This window comes from Neolewinella antarctica, from assembly GCF_011927835.1.
Taxonomy (GTDB): Bacteria; Bacteroidota; Bacteroidia; order Chitinophagales; family Saprospiraceae; genus Neolewinella; species Neolewinella antarctica.
The window spans coordinates 271,021-291,406 of record NZ_JAATJH010000004.1; the positions used below are offsets into that span (position 1 = coordinate 271,021).

General features: G+C 56.1%; 19 protein-coding genes. 14 read left to right on the forward strand and 5 right to left on the reverse strand.

Features of this window, described 5'->3' with window-relative positions; all coding sequences use genetic code 11:
- The first annotated feature begins 311 nt into the window (after window positions 1-311).
- From GGR27_RS13325 to GGR27_RS13335, 3 genes are all read left to right on the forward strand, one after another.
- Complete coding sequence (locus GGR27_RS13325; RefSeq protein WP_168038090.1) at window positions 312-2,756, forward strand: HRDC domain-containing protein; 2,445 nt, start codon at window positions 312-314, stop codon at window positions 2,754-2,756.
- A gap of 271 nt (window positions 2,757-3,027) precedes the next feature.
- Window positions 3,028-3,891 (forward strand): transketolase, encoded by an 864-nt coding sequence (locus GGR27_RS13330; RefSeq protein WP_168038092.1) that lies wholly within the window; start codon window positions 3,028-3,030, stop codon window positions 3,889-3,891.
- A 100-nt stretch (window positions 3,892-3,991) separates the two neighbouring features.
- Window positions 3,992-4,960 carry a transketolase family protein gene (locus GGR27_RS13335; protein WP_168038094.1) on the forward strand — a complete coding sequence of 323 codons (969 nt, stop codon included), beginning with the start codon at window positions 3,992-3,994 and terminating at the stop codon, window positions 4,958-4,960.
- A gap of 129 nt (window positions 4,961-5,089) precedes the next feature.
- Here the strand turns inward: GGR27_RS13335 and lysM are convergent, their stop codons facing one another.
- Complete coding sequence (lysM, locus tag GGR27_RS13340; RefSeq protein WP_168038096.1) at window positions 5,090-5,545, reverse strand: peptidoglycan-binding protein LysM; 456 nt, start codon at window positions 5,543-5,545, stop codon at window positions 5,090-5,092.
- 163 nt (window positions 5,546-5,708) lie between these two features.
- Between lysM and GGR27_RS13345 the strand changes: the two genes are divergently transcribed.
- The 4 genes from GGR27_RS13345 (at window position 5,709) to GGR27_RS13360 (ending at window position 9,731) form a co-directional block, all read left to right on the forward strand.
- On the forward strand, window positions 5,709-6,290 hold the full coding sequence (locus GGR27_RS13345; protein ID WP_168038098.1) for a GNAT family N-acetyltransferase: 582 nt from the start codon (window positions 5,709-5,711) through the stop codon (window positions 6,288-6,290).
- Between the two features lie 52 nt (window positions 6,291-6,342).
- Entirely contained in the window at window positions 6,343-6,741 is a 399-nt protein-coding gene (locus GGR27_RS13350) for a DUF4345 domain-containing protein (protein ID WP_168038100.1), read from the forward strand.
- 98 nt (window positions 6,742-6,839) lie between these two features.
- A complete protein-coding gene (locus GGR27_RS13355; protein ID WP_168038102.1) occupies window positions 6,840-8,219 on the forward strand; it encodes a cryptochrome/photolyase family protein in 1,380 nt (459 codons plus the stop codon).
- Between the two features lie 255 nt (window positions 8,220-8,474).
- On the forward strand, window positions 8,475-9,731 hold the full coding sequence (locus GGR27_RS13360) for a hypothetical protein (RefSeq protein ID WP_168038104.1): 1,257 nt from the start codon (window positions 8,475-8,477) through the stop codon (window positions 9,729-9,731).
- A 252-nt stretch (window positions 9,732-9,983) separates the two neighbouring features.
- Here the strand turns inward: GGR27_RS13360 and secG are convergent, their stop codons facing one another.
- Both secG and GGR27_RS13370 read right to left on the reverse strand, forming a co-directional pair.
- On the reverse strand, window positions 9,984-10,241 hold the full coding sequence (gene secG / locus GGR27_RS13365) for a preprotein translocase subunit SecG (RefSeq protein WP_168038106.1): 258 nt from the start codon (window positions 10,239-10,241) through the stop codon (window positions 9,984-9,986).
- A 6-nt stretch (window positions 10,242-10,247) separates the two neighbouring features.
- Window positions 10,248-11,183 carry a hypothetical protein gene (locus GGR27_RS13370; RefSeq protein ID WP_168038108.1) on the reverse strand — a complete coding sequence of 312 codons (936 nt, stop codon included), beginning with the start codon at window positions 11,181-11,183 and terminating at the stop codon, window positions 10,248-10,250.
- A 450-nt stretch (window positions 11,184-11,633) separates the two neighbouring features.
- Between GGR27_RS13370 and GGR27_RS13375 the strand changes: the two genes are divergently transcribed.
- The gene (locus GGR27_RS13375) at window positions 11,634-11,975 is read left to right on the forward strand and encodes an ArsR/SmtB family transcription factor (protein ID WP_168038110.1); all 342 of its coding nucleotides are present in this window, start codon (window positions 11,634-11,636) and stop codon (window positions 11,973-11,975) included.
- 65 nt (window positions 11,976-12,040) lie between these two features.
- Here GGR27_RS13375 and GGR27_RS13380 read toward each other — a convergent pair whose 3' ends face one another.
- Together GGR27_RS13380 and GGR27_RS13385 are read right to left on the reverse strand one after the other, a co-directional pair.
- A complete protein-coding gene (locus GGR27_RS13380; protein ID WP_168038111.1) occupies window positions 12,041-12,760 on the reverse strand; it encodes a lipoprotein signal peptidase in 720 nt (239 codons plus the stop codon).
- A gap of 126 nt (window positions 12,761-12,886) precedes the next feature.
- A complete protein-coding gene (locus GGR27_RS13385) occupies window positions 12,887-13,255 on the reverse strand; it encodes a TraR/DksA family transcriptional regulator (protein WP_168038113.1) in 369 nt (122 codons plus the stop codon).
- Window positions 13,256-13,652: 397 nt separating this feature from the next.
- Between GGR27_RS13385 and GGR27_RS13390 the strand changes: the two genes are divergently transcribed.
- The 6 genes from GGR27_RS13390 to accC all read left to right on the forward strand — a co-directional run bounded on the left by GGR27_RS13390 (window position 13,653) and on the right by accC (window position 20,314).
- The gene (locus tag GGR27_RS13390; RefSeq protein WP_168038115.1) at window positions 13,653-14,114 is read left to right on the forward strand and encodes an SRPBCC family protein; all 462 of its coding nucleotides are present in this window, start codon (window positions 13,653-13,655) and stop codon (window positions 14,112-14,114) included.
- 132 nt (window positions 14,115-14,246) lie between these two features.
- Complete coding sequence (locus GGR27_RS13395; RefSeq protein WP_168038117.1) at window positions 14,247-16,196, forward strand: OmpA family protein; 1,950 nt, start codon at window positions 14,247-14,249, stop codon at window positions 16,194-16,196.
- Window positions 16,197-16,478: 282 nt separating this feature from the next.
- Window positions 16,479-17,201 (forward strand): RadC family protein, encoded by a 723-nt coding sequence (gene radC / locus GGR27_RS13400; RefSeq protein ID WP_168038119.1) that lies wholly within the window; start codon window positions 16,479-16,481, stop codon window positions 17,199-17,201.
- Between the two features lie 440 nt (window positions 17,202-17,641).
- Complete coding sequence (gene efp, locus GGR27_RS13405; protein WP_168038121.1) at window positions 17,642-18,208, forward strand: elongation factor P; 567 nt, start codon at window positions 17,642-17,644, stop codon at window positions 18,206-18,208.
- A gap of 142 nt (window positions 18,209-18,350) precedes the next feature.
- A complete protein-coding gene (accB, locus tag GGR27_RS13410) occupies window positions 18,351-18,869 on the forward strand; it encodes an acetyl-CoA carboxylase biotin carboxyl carrier protein (RefSeq protein WP_168038123.1) in 519 nt (172 codons plus the stop codon).
- 95 nt (window positions 18,870-18,964) lie between these two features.
- Complete coding sequence (accC, locus tag GGR27_RS13415; RefSeq protein ID WP_168038125.1) at window positions 18,965-20,314, forward strand: acetyl-CoA carboxylase biotin carboxylase subunit; 1,350 nt, start codon at window positions 18,965-18,967, stop codon at window positions 20,312-20,314.
- Window positions 20,315-20,386 lie beyond the last annotated feature (72 nt).

Below are 20,386 nucleotides of genomic sequence, written 5' to 3' on the forward strand. Positions count from 1 at the left end.
CGGAAGTCAATTCTTGGGGGCTAGATAATCAACTGGGTAACGTGGGGCGTTGAGTTGGGTTCCTTAATTGCGTAAAATCTCTGCGGCGGATTATACCCGAAATGCATTGGCTTTAGCCGGGTTTTTTTGCGCGGTCGCGGGGTGCAAGGAAGATTAGTAAGGAGCGAATAATTGGGGGCTTTACCTTTGGCTTACATACTCTACTGTGCAGTCGTTTCAAAACGAATAAATTCGCAAACAAACGATTAAACAACGAGTAACCAATAATTAAATCCGGTACTTGTGGCCAACGCACAATAACAGTTTTCTCCATGCTCACCACCGCTACCATCAACGCCGCCCAGGAATTAGCCTTCGAATACGTCGCCTACACGAACCGCCACGTCTTTCTTACGGGCAAGGCGGGTACGGGCAAAACCACCTTTTTGCATCGCGTTAAACGTGAAGTGACCAAGCGCACCGCCGTGGTCGCTCCGACCGGAGTGGCGGCGATTAACGCCGGAGCGCAGACGATTCACAGCCTCTTTACCCTGCCGCTCGGTTTCATTCCTCCGGGCCAGAAGATTGAGCGGATGTATCAGCTGAGCCGGCAGAAGCGTGGCGTCTTGCGCAACATCGACTTGCTCATCATCGACGAGATCAGCATGGTGCGGGCCGACGTGCTGGACGCCATCGACACCACGCTGCAATCCGTACGTAATAATATGCAGCCCTTCGGCGGCGTGCAACTGCTAATGATCGGCGATTTGCACCAACTAGCACCGGTCGTCAGGGGCCCGGAAGGCGATAAAGTGCTCGAACACTACGATTCCCCCTACTACTTCAGCGCCAAGGTCATGGCCCGCGCCGCGCCGGTCAACATTCCCCTTACCCACATTTACCGCCAAAAGGATGGTGATTTTATCGACCTACTGAATAAAGTCCGTAATAACGAACTCGATGACGAAGTCGTCAGCCTGCTCAACTCCCGCTACCGCCCGGAGAGCAGTTCGCCCGACGAGGAAGGCGCCATCACGCTGACCTCCCACAACCGCACCGCCACCACGATCAACAAGCAAAAACTCGCCCGGCAACCAGGATTGGAATACGTATTTGACGCGGAGGTAAAGGATAAATTTCCCGAGAGCATGTTCCCCAACGACCGTAAACTGCAATTTAAGGTCGGCGCCCAGGTAATGTTCAACCGCAACGATACCCAGGAGCAGCGCTACTATAACGGAAAGATTGGCCGGATCACCAACATCGAAGACGAAACCATCACCGTGCGGTGCCCGGACGAGGAAGCCCTCTCGGTACTGCCCGTCATCTGGGAAAACATGCAGAAATCGGTCGATGAGCTATCGGGTGAATTAAAGGATAAAACGATTGGTACCTACCGGCAACACCCGCTCCGGTTAGCCTGGGCCATCACGATCCACAAGAGCCAGGGGCTGACCTTTGAGAAACTCTCCATCGACGCCGCCGACTCCTTTACCCACGGGCAGGTTTACGTTGCGCTGAGCCGCTGCCGCACCTTCGGGGGCATTACGCTCCGCAGCCGGATCAACCGCCGCTCCGTGCGGACGGATAAATTGGTCGCCGACCATTCCAAAGCGGCCGAGTTGAACAAGCCCACGCCGGACGACCTGGCCGCGGATCGGCTCAAATTTCAGTTCGTGTGCCTCAATCAATTATTCGACTTCACCGAAGTGAGCCGCCAGGCAACACACGTAGCGGCAATCTTTGGTCACCCGCAAACGGTGATCACGGGGGGCGGGAAAGAAGTTTTTCGCACGTTGCGGGAGGAGTTGGACCGGGACCTGGTTATTGTGGGGCTGAAATCTCGGAAGCACTTAGCGAAACTACGCGCCGCCGGTAAGAACCCCGAGCAAGATGAATCCGTCCAGCAGTGGCTCGCAACCGCCGCAGGGTATTTCAACAAATATCTCGCCGGCCCGCTCGGTCAACGCCTGACGAGCTTTACGTACGTATGTGAGAATAAAAGCGTCCAGGCCAGGTTAGACGAAGGCCTGGAAGAGCTGCGGCGCGGGTATTTCATCAAACGACAATTGTTTGCGTGGGTGGCGTCCGGATTCACCGCCCTGGAGTACCTGAATACCCGGCTAAAGGCACGGTACGATTTTGACCGTCTGGGGCGCGCCGTATCAACCGACACTAAACCCGTGCGGACCACTGCTGACGACGGGGAGCACGCGGAATTACTGAACCAGCTTAAGCAGTGGCGGAAAGAGCGGGCGGATGAGCTACAGATCCCCGCCTACCGCGTCGCCAGTAATGCCGTACTTGGTGCCATTAGTACTTTTCGGCCCGTCACGGAAAGTGCGCTACTCAAAGTAAAAGGTATCGGGAAACGGAAGGCCGCGGAACACGGGGATGATATTTTGCGGATTGTCAAACTACATAACGTACGTAAGGGAAGTAGCGCGAATCAGCGTACGGGGGGGGCGGGAACGGAAAGCAACGGGATCGTACCGACCAAACAGGGTTCGGCGCTGGCTTTACTGCAGGAGGGCATCCCCGTGGCGGAAGTCGCCCAGCGGCGGGGCGTCAAGGTGGAGACGATGTTCAACTACGTCGCTAACTGGGTGCGGGACGGAGAACTTACCGCGCGCGGCGTACTCGGGTCGGCGCGGCACGAAGAGCTGGCTAGTTTCCTAGAAGGTTATACGCTCACGGACATGGGCGTGCTGGCCGAGCGCGGGCGTGGTCGCTTCGTGGTGGGGGAAATCAAAGTCGGCTTGGTGGGGCGAGAGTGACAAAGTCTTTTCCGTACGTAAACTACCGTAGCCATACTAATGATTCTTGCGGTGAGAAGCCCGTGGTAGCAGTGCGTAGCGTTACTGAATTTGCCAACCGCCGCGCGCGTTTCGCACAAAGTAACCACGGTTTGGTTACCAATTAGCCGGCTTAGGTGCGGGAATCCATTACTTAGCTTTGCCGTTAAGCAATCTAAGGCCGTATCTTGCCCTGGCTCACTAAAAACACCCTCCGCCGCCCCGCAACGCGTGCGGAAAAACTATACCATCTATGTCAGACATCCCCAAATTAGAACGCATCGCCAGCCAGGTCCGGCGCGACATCATCCGCCAGGTTCATGGCTGCCAGAGCGGTCACCCCGGTGGCTCCCTCGGTAACGCGGACCTCCTCACGGCGCTATACTTCGACGTGATGAAGCACGACCCGAGCTTCAGTATGGAAGGGAAGGGGGAAGATGTTTTCTTTCTCTCCAACGGCCACATCAGTCCCGTTTTCTACAGCGTGCTGGCGCGCTCCGGTTACTTTCCAGTGGAGGAACTGGCCACTTTCCGCCAGATCAACTCCCGCGTGCAGGGTCACCCGACGACGCACGAAGGTCTTCCCGGCATCCGTATTTCCTCGGGCTCCCTGGGGCAGGGCGTCAGCGTGGCCTGCGGCGTGGCCATCGCCAAACGCATGGATAAAGATGACCGCACCGTCTTCGTACTCACCGGCGATGGTGAGCAGCAGGAAGGTCAGATTTGGGAAGCGGCGCTCTTCGCGCCCCACAACAAACTCGAAAACCTCGTCCTCATCATCGACGACAACGGCCAGCAGATCGACGGCCCCACGAAGGAAGTCCTTGAAGTAGAAAGCTTCACCGAGAAGTACACTGCTTTCGGCTGGGACATCATGAAAATGGACGGCAATAACATGGCCGAAACCGTAAAAGTGCTCAAGGAAGCCGCCGCGAAACGGAACGGCAAACCGACCTGCATCGTCATGAAAACCGAGATGGGCCAGGGCGTAGACTTCATGGTCGGTACCCACAAATGGCACGGTAAAGCACCCAGCGACGAGCAGACGGTCACCGCGCTCGATCAATTGGAGGAGACACTGGGCGATTATCCCGACTCCGCGCCCTCAAATAATTGAGCGGGCTATTCCGTCGGCGGGAACCAGTCTTGGCTAGTTCCCCTATTTCTTTGCACCTGCGTCCGCGCAACATCGTTCCACAACCATAAATATCCCAGCTATGCTGACCCTAGATAAACTACAACAAACCGGCAAAAAAGCCACCCGCGACGGCTTCGGTGCCGGCCTCAAAGCCGCCGGCGACAAGCACGACAACATTATCATGCTCACCGCCGACCTCCGTGGCTCCATGAAGTCCGAAGACTTCATCAACGCCTACCCCGATCGCTTCATCCAGTGCGGTATTTCCGAGGCCAACATGATGGGCGTTGCCGCCGGACTGGCCACCGCCGGCAAGATCCCGATGACGACTACCTTCGCCAACTTCTCTACCGGCCGCGTCTACGACCAGATCCGCCAGAGCATCGCCTACAGCGATAAGAACGTGAAGATTTGCGCCAGCCACGCCGGCCTGACGCTCGGCGAAGACGGTGCCACGCACCAGATTCTCGAGGACATCGGCATGATGCGGATGCTCCCCGGCATGACCGTCATCAACCCCTGCGACTACAACCAAACTAAGGCCGCCGTCCAGGCAATTGCCGAGCACCACGGCCCGGTTTACCTCCGTTTCGGTCGCCCGAGCTGGCCAATTTTTATTCCTGAAGGTCAAAAATTCGAGATCGGCAAGGCCCTGCACTTGAACGAAGGCAGCGACGTATCCATCTTCGCCACCGGTCACCTCGTGTGGTACGCCGTTGAAGCCGCCCGCCAACTCGAAAAAGAAGGCATCAGCGTCGACCTGATCAACATCCACACGATCAAGCCCCTCGACGAAGCAGCCGTCATCGCCAGCGCCAAAAAGACCGGCGCCGTCGTCTCCTGCGAGGAGCACAACAAATACGGTGGCCTCGGAAGCGCCATCGCCGAGTGCCTCTCCAAAAACCAGCCGACCCGCCAGGAATTCGTGGCCACGGACGACACCTTCGGTGAGTCCGGAACCGCCGAACAACTGCTCGATAAGTACGGCCTCGGCATCAAGGACATCGTCGCCGCCGCCAAAAAAGTAGTTGCCGCAAAGCGTTCGTAGCAACTACCACAAATTGAAAATGGCCTCTCTCCGCAAGGAAAGAGGCCATTTCTAATTCAGCGAACAGCAGTTGAATGGTGGTTAATACTGTACGGTACAACTACCGCCTACCAGCCTACCGCCTAAAACCTACGCCTGCGGAATCCGCAAAGTCTGCCCGGGGTAAATCTTATCGGGGTGCTCCAGCATCGGCTTGTTGGCTTCGAAGATTTGCTCGTACTTCATCGGGTCGCCGTACATCGCTTTGGATATTTTGGACAAACTGTCGCCGTCCTTCACGGTATAGTATTTCGCCTCCACGGTGGGGGCGGCAACGGTTAGCCGATTATCGACCGAGCTGATGCCATCGACGTTACCGAGCGCTAGCGAGACGCGTTCGGCGGTTGCCGTATCCTTGGCCTTGCCGGTGACGGTGACCTGCTCGCCCTGCAGTTGGACTTTCATGTCATCGACGCTGAATCCGAAGCGTTCGACCTCTTTTTTTAATTGTTGTTCTTTGCTGACGGTGACTTCTTTGGTCGCCGTTTTTTCTTCTTTGCCGAAGATGTTCTTGCCTTTGTTCTTGAGGAAGGAAATGAGTCCCATGTGGAATTATTTTTATTAGAAAATTAAAAACGCAGTTGTTCCGCGTACACTCCTACAACAAAGAAATCGCGGTATTGTGCAGAAATGGAGTTGGCGCGGTCGCTGGATGCCAGGGGAGTGGGGGAGGAGCAATATATTTGGGCGTATCCCACAAGACACCAACATGTATTACGACCCCGATGAGATCCGTATCACCCTGGCCCGCAAAAAGACCGAACTCAGGCAGATCATCGAATTACAGCGCGCCAATCTGAAGACCAGCGTCGGTGCCGAAGTTGCTGAAACGCAAGGATTCCTTTCCGCCGTCCACGATTACGACGTGCTGGAAGATATGAACAACAACACCGCCGCCGTGATCGCCAAGAAAGGTACGAAAGTAGTCGGCTACGCCCTGGCCATGCTGCGCCCCTACGCGGCGAAAATCCCGACCCTCACGCCCGTCTGGGCGCTGCAGGACGGCTCCGAGATGAACGGTGAATTATTGGGTGGGGTAAATTACCTGGGCATGGGCCAAGTCTGCGTGGCCGAAGAAGCCCGGGGCCAAAAAGTCGTCGACCGGATGTATAAATACATGCGCTCCTGCTACAGCCTGCACTATCCTTACCTGATCACCTCCATCGACGTCAACAACACCCGCTCGCGCCGGGTCCACGAGCGGATCGGCTTTAAAGAGTTGAGCATCCAAACGGCGACGACGGGGCAGGAGTGGGTGGTCGTTGGCTGGGACTGGGTGCGGAGGGAGTAGGCTGGTAGGCGGTAGGCAAAATAGGCGGTAGGCGGGTGTTTAATAATGCAGTATGAACGAGCGTAAAAACTATCCACTGATTACGGCGGTCGTGCTCATCATCCCAATTGCCCTGGGCTACGGGCTGAATCCGGAACTGGCCGACGGTATCTTCGCTTTTGGCTTTGATTTTGTTGCCGATACGCCCGACCAGAAAAACATCTTCCGCGCCATCTCGGGCCTCTACCTGGGCATGGTCGGGCTGTGGTGGACGGGCATCCGCAACCCCGCCTACTGGCACGCTGCGACGGTAAGCCTGGCGGTATTTATGCTGGGGCTGGCGGCCGGAAGAATACTAAGTTTCTTAGTGGACGGACTCCCCTCCATCAACTTCATCGGAGGAACCGTTGCGGAGATCCTCCTCGGCGTCTGGGCGGTTCAATCCCTACGGACTCACCAGAATAACAATTAAGTCGCCAACCAACTTAAGTATCTACCACCTACCGCCTACCGCCTACCACCTACCGCCTTTTCCTCGAACAAATTTCCAGTCGCCATCTTTCAACACCCATGAAGCAAACCGTCACCATCTTCTGGCACCGCCGCGACCTCCGTTTTGACGACAACGCCGGCCTCTACCGCGCGCAAAAATCCGTAGAAAGTAACGACAGTGATACGGATAACGCCGTCCTCCCCATCTTTATCTTCGACCGCGAAATCCTCGATAAGCTACCCGAAAAGGCGGACGCCCGGGTGATGTTTATCCGTGATAACGTCCAGAAATTGGCCGATCACTACCGCGAAATGGGTAGTGACTTGCGAGCATTCTACGGCCACCCGCTTGATATCTGGAAAGCACTGCTCGATGAGTACGACGTAAAAGCTATCTATGTGAACCGCGACTACGAGCCCTACGCCATTGCTCGCGACAAAGCCGTAGCCGACCTCATCGAAGCCCGCGGCGGCAGCTTCCACCACTTCAAGGACCAGATCGTTTTCGAAAGCGACGAAGTACAGAAGAAAGCTGGCGGCCCCTACACGGTCTTCACTCCTTTCTTCCGCACCTGGAAAAAGAACCTTGCTGAACGTATGAGCACCTTACCGAACGGTGAGCCCGTGTCCTACTACCTCAAGCCGTACCCGAACGGTGAGTACACCGACCGGCTACTACAGACTAAAGACCATCAGCCCGTCCCCACGCTGGACGAGATGGGCTTCGAACGCGCCGACGACTTCATCCCGCCCGACCACGTCACCACCGGGCTAATCAAAAACTACGACAAGACGCGCAACTACCCCAATATGGAGGGGACCACCCGCCTGAGTGTCCACCTCCGGCACGGCACAATCTCCATTCGCGAAAAAGTGCGCAAGGCGCTCGCGCTCAACGATACCTTCGTTAAGGAACTGGTCTTTCGTGATTTCTACTCCAACATTCTCCAGTCCTTCCCCCACGTAGTCGACGCACCCTTCCGGCCGGAATACGCCGATATTCCCTGGCGGAACGACGAAGCGGAATTCAAACTTTGGTGCGCCGGTAAAACGGGCGTCCCGATCGTGGATGCCGGCATGCGGCAACTCAACGAATCCGGCTGGATGCACAACCGCGTCCGGATGATCGTCGCCAGTTACCTGACCAAGCACCTGCTGATCGACTGGCGCTGGGGCGAAGGCTATTTTGCGGACAAGCTGCTCGACTACGAACTCGCCAGCAACAACGGCGGCTGGCAGTGGGCGGCCGGTTGCGGTACGGACGCGCAACCCTATTTCCGTATCTTCAACTACGACAGCCAGCAGAAAAAATTCGACGCGAAGTACGAATACGTCAAGGAATGGGTGCCCGAATACGGCACGCCCGATTACCCGGCCGAACCGCTGATCGAGCATAAGGTTGGCCGGGAACGCGCGCTGGACGTGTACAAAACCGCCCTCACCGCGGCGCGGGAGTAAAGTTGCTTGGCCCGCCCTAAGCCCGCGTTCCGCGCAAGAACTGGTTTAATCGAAAGATTCGACTACGGAGCGCAAAAGGTTACGGAGAGGAACCTTTCTTCGTGTCCTTTGTCGTGAAGAAAGCGCTGCTCAAGACCTGCAGGTAAGATGACACCAGTCGATTAAAAATAAATCTTTGAAAAGCAGGTTCATCCCATGGTATGGGGTTGTCTTAATCTTTAAGTAAAGCCTAATTTTGCCGACCAAGCTAAGCTGATGATTCTGACCCGTTACGTACGATCGTTCCCCCTATTTTTATTGCTCTGTTGTTCTTTAGCCGCCACCGGCCAGGGGCGACTCAATCTCTTCACGGAGTGTGATTTCAGTCAGACCTACCTTAAGCAGGAACTGAATTACGTCAACCACACGATCGACCCCACTACCGCGGACGTGAACCTGTTCATCGTCACGACCAACCTCAGTAACGGCGGGAGGGTGTATAACCTGGACTTTAAAGGCCAGGAAAGTCTGAGTGGTAACCAGCTTACGTTCCAGGTGGCCACCACTTCAATCATGACCGGCATGGAGCGGGACGTGTTGTTGGTCCGGCGAATCAAACTAGGCCTGGCTGGTTTTTTAGCGGGCACGCCCTACGGTGACCTGGCCGAGCTCAACGTTCAGTCCGCTCCGGAAATGGTGAGCGATACGGTAGCCACCGCAGTATTGTCCACCATTAATGAAGACAACTGGAACAACTGGATTTTTGACGTTTTCGCCAACTTCTCCACGGACAAGGAAAGCCAGCGCTCCAGCACGCGGCTGCGGGGCGGCTTCGAAGCGGACCGGACGACCCCTAAACTACGCATTCGCTTCAACCCCAATCTGCTGTACCGGACACGGGCCGTGACTCAGAGTGATGGCTCGGAACTCACTTCGGTGCGGCAGGATTTATGGATGAACGCCTCCGTCGTGCGCAGCATCAGCGACCACTGGTCCGTCGGCGTGTTCAACCGCATGAATTCCTCCACCTTCAGAAACATTGACTACGGCCTCTGGCTCGCCCCGGCGATCGAGTACAATATATTTAACTACGACGAGGTCCCCTTCAAAGAGTTTACGATTGCTTACCGACTGGGGTGGGTACGCAACGTATATACCGAACAGACCATTTTTTTGAAGATGGAAGAGAGCCTCGCGCGGCAGGTGATTGACGTCGACCTGCGAATCCGCCAGCGTTGGGGACAGATTTTTGCCGGCATCGCGGCCGGAAACTATTTAGATGACTTTAAGAAAAACCGCCTCTCGGTCCGGGGGAGCGCTAGCGTCCGTCTCATCAAGGGACTGTCGTTCAATGTGAGTGGCAGCTACGAGATCATCAACGATCAGATCAGCCTGCGCCGGGGGGAAGCTTCGGTGGAGGATGTTCTGCTGGGGCAGTCGCAGCTCGCCACCAACTTCGAGACGGAGCTGAGTTTTGGCCTGAGCTACACGTTCGGCTCCCTGTTCAACAACGTCATCAACACACGGCTCTAAGGTGGCGGCTTTACTCTGCCAGCAACCGGGCGTCATAACCACGAAGTGCGGCCGCCGGGACTAAGTGCGGGACTAACTACTCCCGACTAAGTCGGGACGGGTGCAAAGGTGTGCGGAAGGAGCAGTGTTTTGTGGGCGCGTACGAGCTGTTGAATACCAGCTAACGACAAAAGGCCGAAACCCCCAGGTCGGAGGTTTCGGCCTTCATATTTTGGCAACTGACTAATCCCCGAAGAGGGGGGCCAAGTTGTCTTAGATACCCCCGGAGACACCCGCATCGAGCGCGCCAACCGCTAAAGCGGTAAGAATGCACAGGATGAAAAGCGCCGCGGCGAGGCCCCAGGTGACTTTCTCAATGACGGCCGTGGAGCGGCTCGCGCCGATCACTTGGTTCGCCTGGGTGCCACCAAAAGTAGAGTCGATGCCACCACCCTTGGGGTTTTGGATCAGCACGACGAGCATGAGGAGCAGGCAGACAACACCGGTCAGGATAGTTAATAGATTGACCATGGGGGATTATAGTTTACGCTTCAGATTCTGAATCAGGGAGGCAAAGGTCGGTCTTTTTTCCGGATTAGCCAAGGCGAGCTGTTCGTAGATGCGAATGGCGTGCTGGTACTGCCCCTGGCTGATGAATACTTGGGCGAGCGTGGGGCTGATCAAACCGTCGGAATCGACGAGGCTCCGCCGGGCGACTTTCTTGACGGATTGGGGCTTGGCCTGCTCTCCCGCTACCTGCCGCTTGCGGATGATGGCCAGCCGGTGGCGAAGTTCTTCCTTGCTGTTGATGGGTTGGCGGTCGCTAAACTTCGCCGGATCGTCCGGGCGGAGTGGTCTAGTATCCTTGGGGTCGAGAGCGGTGTCGGCGGGTGTTGGTGAGCCCGGGTTCGTAATCTCAGCGATCGGGGACGTGGGGGAGTCTTCTTCTTGTGCTTCGGTTGAGTGCTCCACGGCGGGCGCGGGTTTGGGTTTCGTACCGGGTTCATCAGCAAAAATTTGATCTTCGTTGGTGTTATGCGGTGCTGGCTCGGGCTCTTGACCAAGGTGGGGTGCTTCCTCCAAGTCAAAGCTTGGGTACGAAAGTGGTTCGACCAGGCGCTGCTCGGCGGCGGGTGGCGCGACCGTGGAGAGGATGATTTCCGGTGACTCTAATTCATCGAGGGATAATAGTTCGAGGGACTCTTCTTGGAGAATCACGCCGGTACCTTGGTCGCTTGTGGTCAGTTCTTGTAGTAAGTCGTAGAGGTGCGCCCGGTCGAAAGTAGTGCTGGCGGCTCGCTCCAAATAACGTCCGCTCTCGGGGTGGCCGGTAAGTTCGGCGCGGATGGCGAGCAACAACTGAGCGTTGGCGGAGTACGGGTAGCGCCCCGCTACGCGTTCGAGGGCTGAAAAGTCCGCACTGAGCAAAAGCTCCGGGTTGCGAAAAAGCCGGATGAATTCAACGTTGGTCATGCGTGCAGAAATTAGATTACCGGCCAAAGGTCGCTGTTTTACGCAGGAACCTAGCGTGCGACTGAAAACTCTTGCCTCCGGTACGGGGGGGGGCTGCGTCAAGTTAGAAAGCGGAACTCAGCAGTCAGGCCCGCTACCGCTGGTGACAGAGGTTCGCTTTTTTCTGAACCCACCGTAGAAAAGGCAGCGGTCAAGGAAGATTTTTCAGCGAAACTGGAAGATCACGACTATCTGGCGCAAACCGAAGAACTTTGTGTAGTTCACATTGTCTTTTAGGTAATCTTTGGCGATTGAGCCAAAAGGTTTTTTAAAGAAATGCACTAACGAACGGTGCGTTTCAGTTACTATTCATTTAAGGATGTATTCGTTATACTTACTTTAGTCTTGCTTCAGAATTACACTAAACAACAGATTTTACAACATTGACTTTTTTTGAAAATATCAGGCGTAATGGAACACGACACCCAACAGAATTTAGTTCTCCAGGACGGAGACGCAACCATAAACATCGGCTCTAACGATCTGCGGTCCGCCGTGCTCGTGCTGCGCGCGATCAACCACGACCTACGTAAGCGGATCATCGACTTACTCGGGGCGGAGCGAGAAATGACGGTCACGGAGATCTTCGTTGCCATCCGCGTGGAGCAGTCGATTGCCTCTCAGCACCTGGGCATTCTGCGTAAGGCGGGCATCGTCGGGACGAGGCGAGACGGAAAATTCATCTACTACTCCCTCAACCAGAACAGGCTGGGTTACTTAGCTAACGTTGTTCGGGAACTCAGCGCATCGTAAGTCAAGTCGTTCACGGTGAATCGTCGCTAAACCGGTAGGTTAGCTCGCTTCAGTAGTGTGCGAATTCAGCGATTCGTGAGAAGTCGTTCCCGGCCTTCATTCAACGCTGCTCCCTCCGGTAGTTCCGTTGCACCCGCCCCGGTAGCTATCGGGGCGCCCTTCTTACGTTGAATAGTCTCTTGCCCCGGGCGAAAGTAGCACCCCAGTAGTATCAATACCCCCACCGAAATTGCTACGTCCGCCAGGTTAAATACCGGGCGGAAAAACAGGTATGCCTCCCCCCCAACCACCGGGAACCAGGCGGGGTAAGTGCCGTAGAAGAGTGGGAAGTAAAACATGTCTACCACCCGGCCGTAGAGTAGTGGCGCGTACCCGCCATTTGCCGGAAAAAGAGTCGCCACGCCGCCGTGAAAGGAGCTTTCCGAGAAGAACCGCCCGTAAAAGACGCTGTCGATAATGTTGCCCAACGCGCCCGCCTGAATGAGCACGAAGCCAATCAGCAACCAGCGGGGCGCCCGCTCGCGGATCAAGCGGGCCAAATAAACGAACAGAAAACTCACGGCGACGATTCGGAACAAGGTCAGCGCCAGTTTTCCGTACTGGCCGCCCAGCGTAAGCCCGAAAGCCATCCCGTTATTCTCTACGAAGTGGATCAGCGCGCGGTCGTACCCCAGCAACTGAATCTCCTCCCCGTACGACATGTGCGTCTTGACCCAGACCTTCAGCGCCTGGTCGGCCAGCAGTACCAAAAAGAGCGTCAGGTAGACGAGGGTTTTACGGTTCATAGCTTGGTGAACGCAAGGGGAGGGGAATAAAATGGCCCCTCCACACGAGGTAGAAGGGCCACAAATTTACATAATCGACTAGTAGGCGGTTGGCCAACCCAGCCGTAGCCGGGGGCATTTTCTTCCTCAGTGTGACTTCTTGGCCGCAATACTGAGGGTTGCGTGGGGGACGAGGCGAAGCCGCTCCTTAGCAATCAACAGGCCGGTTGCGCGGCAGATCCCGTAAGCCTTGTTGTCGACCCGAATCAGGGCGTATTCGAGGTGTTGAATCAGTTTGCGCTGGCGATTGGCCTGGTTTTGCAGTTCCTCTACCACCGAGGTGTGGGTGCCGTCGTCGAGCTCGTTTTTCTTTCCATCGTCACTGTCGGTCTGCTCGGTGAGTTGGTCCACGTAAAACGCCAACTGTTTATTGGCTTCGGCGAGTTTACCTACGATCAGCGCACGAAATTCAGCGAGCTCCGGATCACTGTACCTAGTTTGTGGTTTGGTCTGCATAGAATTATAGAAGCTACAAGCTGAAATTGAGGCACCCTACGGTTCGCATCGCCCCACTCCGTAGCAGTAGCGGTGACTGCCTTTACGGCACCGCGAAGATAATGGCAGCGACGTAGCTTTCTCCATTGCTCACGGATTTGTTATTTGAAAAAATCGACTTCCCGTGCTACATTCTGCGCTCTAGCAGAATTATCCTTTTCTTTATTCTCGATGGGCGAATATTAGTTTGGTTAACGAGTGAGGATTCTCGCCTGGCCAAATATTGCGTCGGGTAAGAAAACGCGGTACGCAACGAAATTTCTCTCCGTGGCGGTCCGGCGCCATCACGAATTACGTTGGTTGCCCACCGCAACCCTTCCGCCCGCTGCGCGCTTTACCTAGTCAAAGCCACCGCTACATGACGCCCCGCCGCCTCGAGTTCACCTCAATCGTCCCCCGCCCCCTGTCCGAAACCTGGGATTTCTTCAGCCGCCCGGAAAACCTCGAAAAACTTACGCCCAAAGACGTGAGTTTCAAGATTTCTAGCCCGGTGCAGGGCGTCGAGATGTACGAAGGCATGGTTATCCAGTACCGCGTCAGTCCGTTTCCGCTATTCGTTACCGACTGGGTCACGGAAATCACCCAAATCGAGCATCACAAACACTTTATTGATGACCAGCGCGTTGGGCCTTTCGCCCTCTGGCACCATCAGCACCATTTCCGCGAACTCCCCAATGGGCACACGGAAATGCGTGACGTGCTGCACTACCAGGCCCCGCTCGGTATCCTCGGGACGATCGCCGACAAGCTGTTCGTCCACCGTCAGGTAGCCGGAATCTTTGAGGCGCGGGAAGATGCCATCAAGCGGCTCTTTCCCTAAATTGGACGGTGATTGATGCGCTGTTTTGTGTTAGCACGGAGCGGCGCGCCGCTGAGTTACCCGTTAGTTGCTGACGCCACGCGGGCGGCGCGCACCCGGGCGGAGAATTCCCGTCCCCCTATCTTTACGACCGTGATCCGCTCCCTCTTTCTCTACTTACTTCTTCACCTCCTCTCGTTTCAATTCGTGACGGGGCAGGGTACTTTACTGAACGACGTGGGTGCCGGCTCCATCACCATCGAAAACTGCCGGGGGATCAACTCACCCGGTGCGGACTTTGCCCCCGCCTTCTACCGCGATCGCCTCGTCTACCTTACTCAGCCCCGCCGCGGGGTGAGCCTCGGTTCGCGCCAACCCGACTTCGAGCTCTACGCTGCCCCCCATAAAGAAAATCAATTGACCGGGCAAGGCGAACTCTTTACGGACGCACTGGGCAGTGGTGAGCAGGGGCCGGTCTGTTTCACCCAGGACGATGGGGTGATCTACTTCACTCGCACCCTGGCGGGAGGCGCAGAAAACGGTGCCGCAGGTAAGGCCAGCGTCGGCCTGTTTTCCGCTTACGACGATGGTTCCGACTGGGCCGCCATCCGTCCGCTACCCCATAACGATCCTGATTTTACGAACCAGCACCCCACACTTACCCCCGATGGTCGCCGCCTTTTTTTCTCCAGTAATCGCCCCGGCGGCTTCGGTGGGTACGATCTGTACTTTGCTGACTACCGGGATGGCAACTGGGGCGCGGCCATTAACCTCGGTGCGGAAGTTAATACGGACGGTAACGAAGCGTTTCCGCACGTTCACCTCAGCGGAAACCTCTTTTTTGCTTCCGACGGCCACCCGGGTTTGGGCGGGTACGATCTTTTTCGGATTGACGTCGGCGGCCGTGCCTGGGGCGAGCTCGTCTCGCTGCCCGCTCCGATTAATTCTGCCGCCGACGACATCACGTTCGTCCTCAACGCAACCGCCACGACCGCTTACCTGGCCAGTAACCGCCCCGGTGGGCTCGGAAATGACGATATCTACCGGGTCACCCTGCGTGACGGGCTGTCCGACTTGCGGGCTTCGCGGGCCAGCACTAAACCTATCACCATCTACGACGCGGCGACCAGTAAGCGGTTAAATAACGCGCGGGTGACGATTGCCGAATTGTCGGAAAGTGGACGCCTGCCCGCCACGCTCGCCACGTTTGCGCTGGAGGAAAGTCGGGCGCGCAAAATGATCGTTCAGCAGCCCCTGCCTCCGGGTCACGGGGCGGAAGAGGCCCTTTACACGGGCGTGCTCGGCCAGCTCAGCTACGAATTTCGGCCCGATCGGCGCTACCACCTTACCGTAACCCGGCCCGGTTACCGTGGCCTTGCTTTCTATTACCGGCCGGGAGAAGACACGTCTCCGGGGCTACTGGATTTAGCGATGGAACCCGGTGATTGTCAGGAAATCGTGGGGCGCGTCGTCAACGAGAAGATGGGCGCGGTCGCGGGTGCAAAGGTAATTTGGCGAGTACCGAATGAGGAACCACAACCCGCCGGTGAAGCGACTAGCGATCTGGGGGGCTACTACACCGTCTGCCTACAACCCGGCCGGGCTTACACCGCCAGCGCTACGTTAGGGGGCATTACCTCCGACGTACTGACGCTCGCCGAAAATACTTTTACCGGCGGGTCCGTACCGAGTCAGGTGCTGCGGGGTGCCTTCCCGAGCGAAGGGAACACGCTCTACGGGAACCTAATGGATGCAGTCTTACCCCTACCCGACATCGAGTATCCCTACCTATCCGCCAACCCCATTCCCGAAAGATCGCCCGACCTCGACGTATTAGTCAGTTTCGTACGAAATTTTACGGGCGTCCGTATCTTACTAATCGTCCATGCCGATGGCCCCGAAGCCAAATCTACCCTGCAACGATTAACGGAGGAACGCGCCGTTCGCCTCCGCAACCACCTGGTCGTCAACGGCGTGCCCCCGGATCAGATCCGTACGGTCGCTTACGGTAACCGCTTTCGCCTCAATGCCTGTACGGATTGCCAGGCCACGGACTATTCCGCCAACACCCGGATCGAGGCAAAGGTGATTGCCTGGGACTAATCGACCTCACTTCCTGAAGGGACGAATAATACGACCGGTGAAAGCAAGTGCATTCCGTAATAAGACACCATTTCGAACGCAAATTCAGCTGAGCTTCGTAGTGCACCGCAACTTGCGACCCTCAGCATGCATTAACGCGTGCCCGTCTATACTCTTTTCTCTATATTCTTCCAAGCGAAATACAAACAATAAATAGTAATCTGGCTAAATAAAAACTTTTTAACCTACCTTCACGTCAGGACAAACTGAAGCGTACCCGTCTGCCCACCGCAAACGAGTACCATGATAGATTATCGTACACCCGCCCCGACGCTCCGTATTCAGGACATGGGCCTGAGCGAACGGCCCCGGGAAAAATTACGGATGCACGGCAGCCGGCTGCTTTCCGATTCAGAGCTCGTTGCCGTTATCCTGGGGAACGGTAAGCGGGGCGTTTCCGCCCTGGACCTCGCCCGCACCCTCCTGCTCTCCGTGGGCCACGACCTGCACGACCTCGCCCGGCGGGACATCGACGACCTGACCGTCCACCCCGGCCTCGGCGAAGTCAAGGCTATTCGCTTAATCGCCGCCCTGGAGTTGGGGCGGCGGCGGGAGAACGCCTTCGTGGTTAGCAAGCCTTACCTCGGAAATAGTGAACAGTCGTTTCGCTTTCTGCGACCCATCATCGGTGACCTGGAGTACGAAGAATTCCATATTCTGTGCCTCAACCGGGCGAATCACCTGCTCGGCTGTCACCAAATTTCCGACGGCGGCGTGACGGCGACGATTGCCGATGCGAAGCGCATCTTCCGTAAGGCGCTCAGCCACGCCAGCGTTACGTCCGTCGTTTTGGCGCACAACCACCCGAGCGGTCAGCCCTTTCCGAGCGAGGCGGACATTCAATTGACGCGCAAACTCTCCGCCGCCGCCCGGCACTTAGACTTGTTCATCCTCGACCACCTCATCATCGCCGGGCGCAAGTACTACAGTTTTGCCGATGACGGATTACTCGGTGACAATTCGTAGATCAGCGCTGGTTAAAAGCTGCGGTGGAGGCACACCGCACCACTAGGTGCCACCATAGCGAACCAGCAGCTTGCCTTCGGATAGCTGGCGAGGGGAAGTTTCTGTTTTCGAGAGGTGGCCCGGGTCAACTACAATTAACGAAGGCGAATACGTTAGGCCATCGGCATAAGAAAGGATGATGATGGGTTTAATTTCAGCCGCTAGGTGCGGGTGGCCCTACCATCTATCGGGTTATATTCGTACGTTTGTTGGGCGGGCCGGAAGTAATTTTTGGCGTATAATGCGGTGATTACGTTACGGAGCGTACGCCACAACGGCTGGGTAAATTATGACGCATTACCGTCCGGTCACCTATCTTAGCGGCCGGATAAAAATATTCTGCTCCGATGAATGAGTCGCTACCGTCGCAAGCGGCTCGATCATCGAAAATTAAACTAAGTATGGCAACCACCTCTGATATTAAGAACGGTTTTACTTTCAAGCACAATAACGACGTGTACACCATCACCGAGTTTCAGCACGTCAAGCCAGGTAAGGGGCCCGCTTTCGTACGGACAAAATTCAAGAGCCTCTCCACCGGGCGGGTACTCAGCGAGACTTTTCCGAGCGGACACAAGGTGGAGGAAGTCCGCGTCGAGCGCCACAAAATGCAGCTCCTTTACCGAGATGACATGGGCTATCACTTCATGAACAACGAGACCTTTGAGCAGGCCACCATCATGGAGGTCATGATCGAAAACCCCGGCATGATGCGCGAAGGAGATACGGTGGAAGTACTCTACAACACCGAAGACAACATGCCGCTAACGGTAGACTTACCCCTCTACCTTGAAATGGAGATCACCTACACGGAACCCGGCGTGAAGGGCGACACTGCCACCAACACCCTCAAGCCGGCTACGGTGGAGACGGGGGCGGAAGTCCGCGTGCCGCTCTTCATTAACATCGGCGACCGCATCAAGATCGACACCCGGACAAACTCTTACGTCGAGCGGGCTAAAAGCTAAGTAGCGAGCTACCGGAACTTAGCGCACCGTATAAAAAGCTAATTAAGCACCCGGTTATGACTGCCGGCTCCGACCAAACGGACGCACTACGCCGCCAACCAACCAGATACATCCGCCTAATTTTATCAAGATAAAGCGAAATATGACTATTGAAGACATCCAGCAACTGATCAAACTTGTCGCCAAGAAAGATCTCTCCGAGTTCAAGTACAGCAACGGAGAAATTAAACTCCACATCCGGGGTAAATCTTACTCCAAAAGTAGCGGCGTGAGCGCTCAGCCTCCCTCCATCATTAACGTCCCGTCCGCGGCACCGACTTACGCGGCTATGCCAGCGCCCGTGGCGGCCGCTGCCGTTCAGCAGGACCCTGCACCCGCGGCCGCGCCCAAGGCTGAGAAGAAAGCAGACGACGAAGGCAATTACCTGACCGTCAAATCTCCGATGATCGGCACGTTCTACCGTTCTTCCTCCCCGGATAAGGACGCTTACGTAAAGGTCGGAGACAGCATCACCAAGGGAGATACGGTTTGTGTCGTCGAGGCCATGAAGCTGTTCAACGAGATCGAATCAGAAATTTCCGGTAAAATCGTGAAGGTACTCGTCGAAGACGCCCAGCCGATCGAGTACGACCAGCCGCTTTTCCTCGTTGACCCTAGCTAACCAAGCTACCCGGTTTCCACCATCTGTTCAACATCGTGGGGAGTGACGCGCGGCCCGCACCGGCCTGCACCCTTCCCTGAATAAAAGCCAACCGAATGGCCGAGAAATTTAAGAAAATCCTCATTGCCAACCGCGGTGAAATTGCCCTGCGCGTTATCCGTACCTGTCGTGAAATGGGGATTAAAACCGTGGCTATTTATTCCACGGCCGATCGCGATAGTCTGCACGTGCGCTTCGCCGATGAGGCCGTCTGTATCGGACCGCCACCATCTTCGGAAAGTTACCTGAGCATCCCCCGCATCATGGCCGCCGTAGAGATTACCAACGCCGACGCCGTCCACCCCGGTTACGGATTTCTCTCCGAAAACGCCGATTTTGCGGAAGTTTGCGCGGACTACGGAATCAAATTCATTGGCCCCGCCCCGGATCAGATTCGCAAAATGGGCGATAAGATCACGGCCAAGGACACGATGATCAAGGCCAACGTACCCGTCGTGCCCGGAAACGGCGAATTGCTGAAAAGCGCCGACGACGGTCGCCAGCAAGCCAAAGAAATGACCTACCCCGTCATGCTCAAAGCGACCGCCGGCGGCGGTGGTAAGGGCATGCGAATCATTAACGCGGAAAGCGAATTTCAGAAAGCCTGGGAAAGCGCCCGCACGGAGGCCAAGGCCGCCTTCGGCAACGACGGCATGTACCTAGAAAAGTACATCACCAAGCCGCGGCACATCGAGATCCAGATCATCGGCGACCAGCACGGCACCGTCGTTCACCTTTCGGAGCGGGATTGCTCCATTCAGCGGCGGCACCAGAAACTAGTGGAAGAGTGCCCCAGCCCCTTCGTCACGCCCGAACTACGCGAGGCAATGGGCCAGGCCGCCATTAAAGCCGGTGAAGCCATCAATTACGAAGGCGTAGGTACGGTAGAGTTTCTCGTCGACGACGAGCGTAATTTCTACTTCATGGAGATGAACACCCGCATCCAGGTGGAGCACCCCGTGACGGAGGAGGTCATCGATTGCGACCTGATTAAAGAACAGATCAAGGTAGCCTACGGTGAAAAGCTGAGCGGAGAAAATTACTACCCCAAGTCTCACGCCATCGAGTGCCGGATCAACGCCGAAGACCCGTGGAATAACTTCCGCCCAAGCCCAGGCAACATTTCGAGTTTCCACAGCTCTAAGGGGCAGGGCGTGCGGGTCGACACCCACGTTTATGCCGGGTACACTATTCCCCCCTTCTACGATTCCATGATCGCCAAGTTGATCGTGCGTGCGCCGACGCGGAAAGAAGCGATCACCAAGATGGAGCGTGCACTGAACGAATTCATCATCGAGGGCGTAAAAACAACCGTTCCCTTCCACCAGTGGCTGATGAAGCAAGAAGACTTCCGGACCGGAAACTTCGACACAGCGTGGTTGGGTAAACAGGATTTACCGAAGTGATTTTCAGTCTAAAGTTTGTGGTCTAGGGTCTGCGATCTAATGTCTTGAGCTACTAGCTCCACAGACCACAGA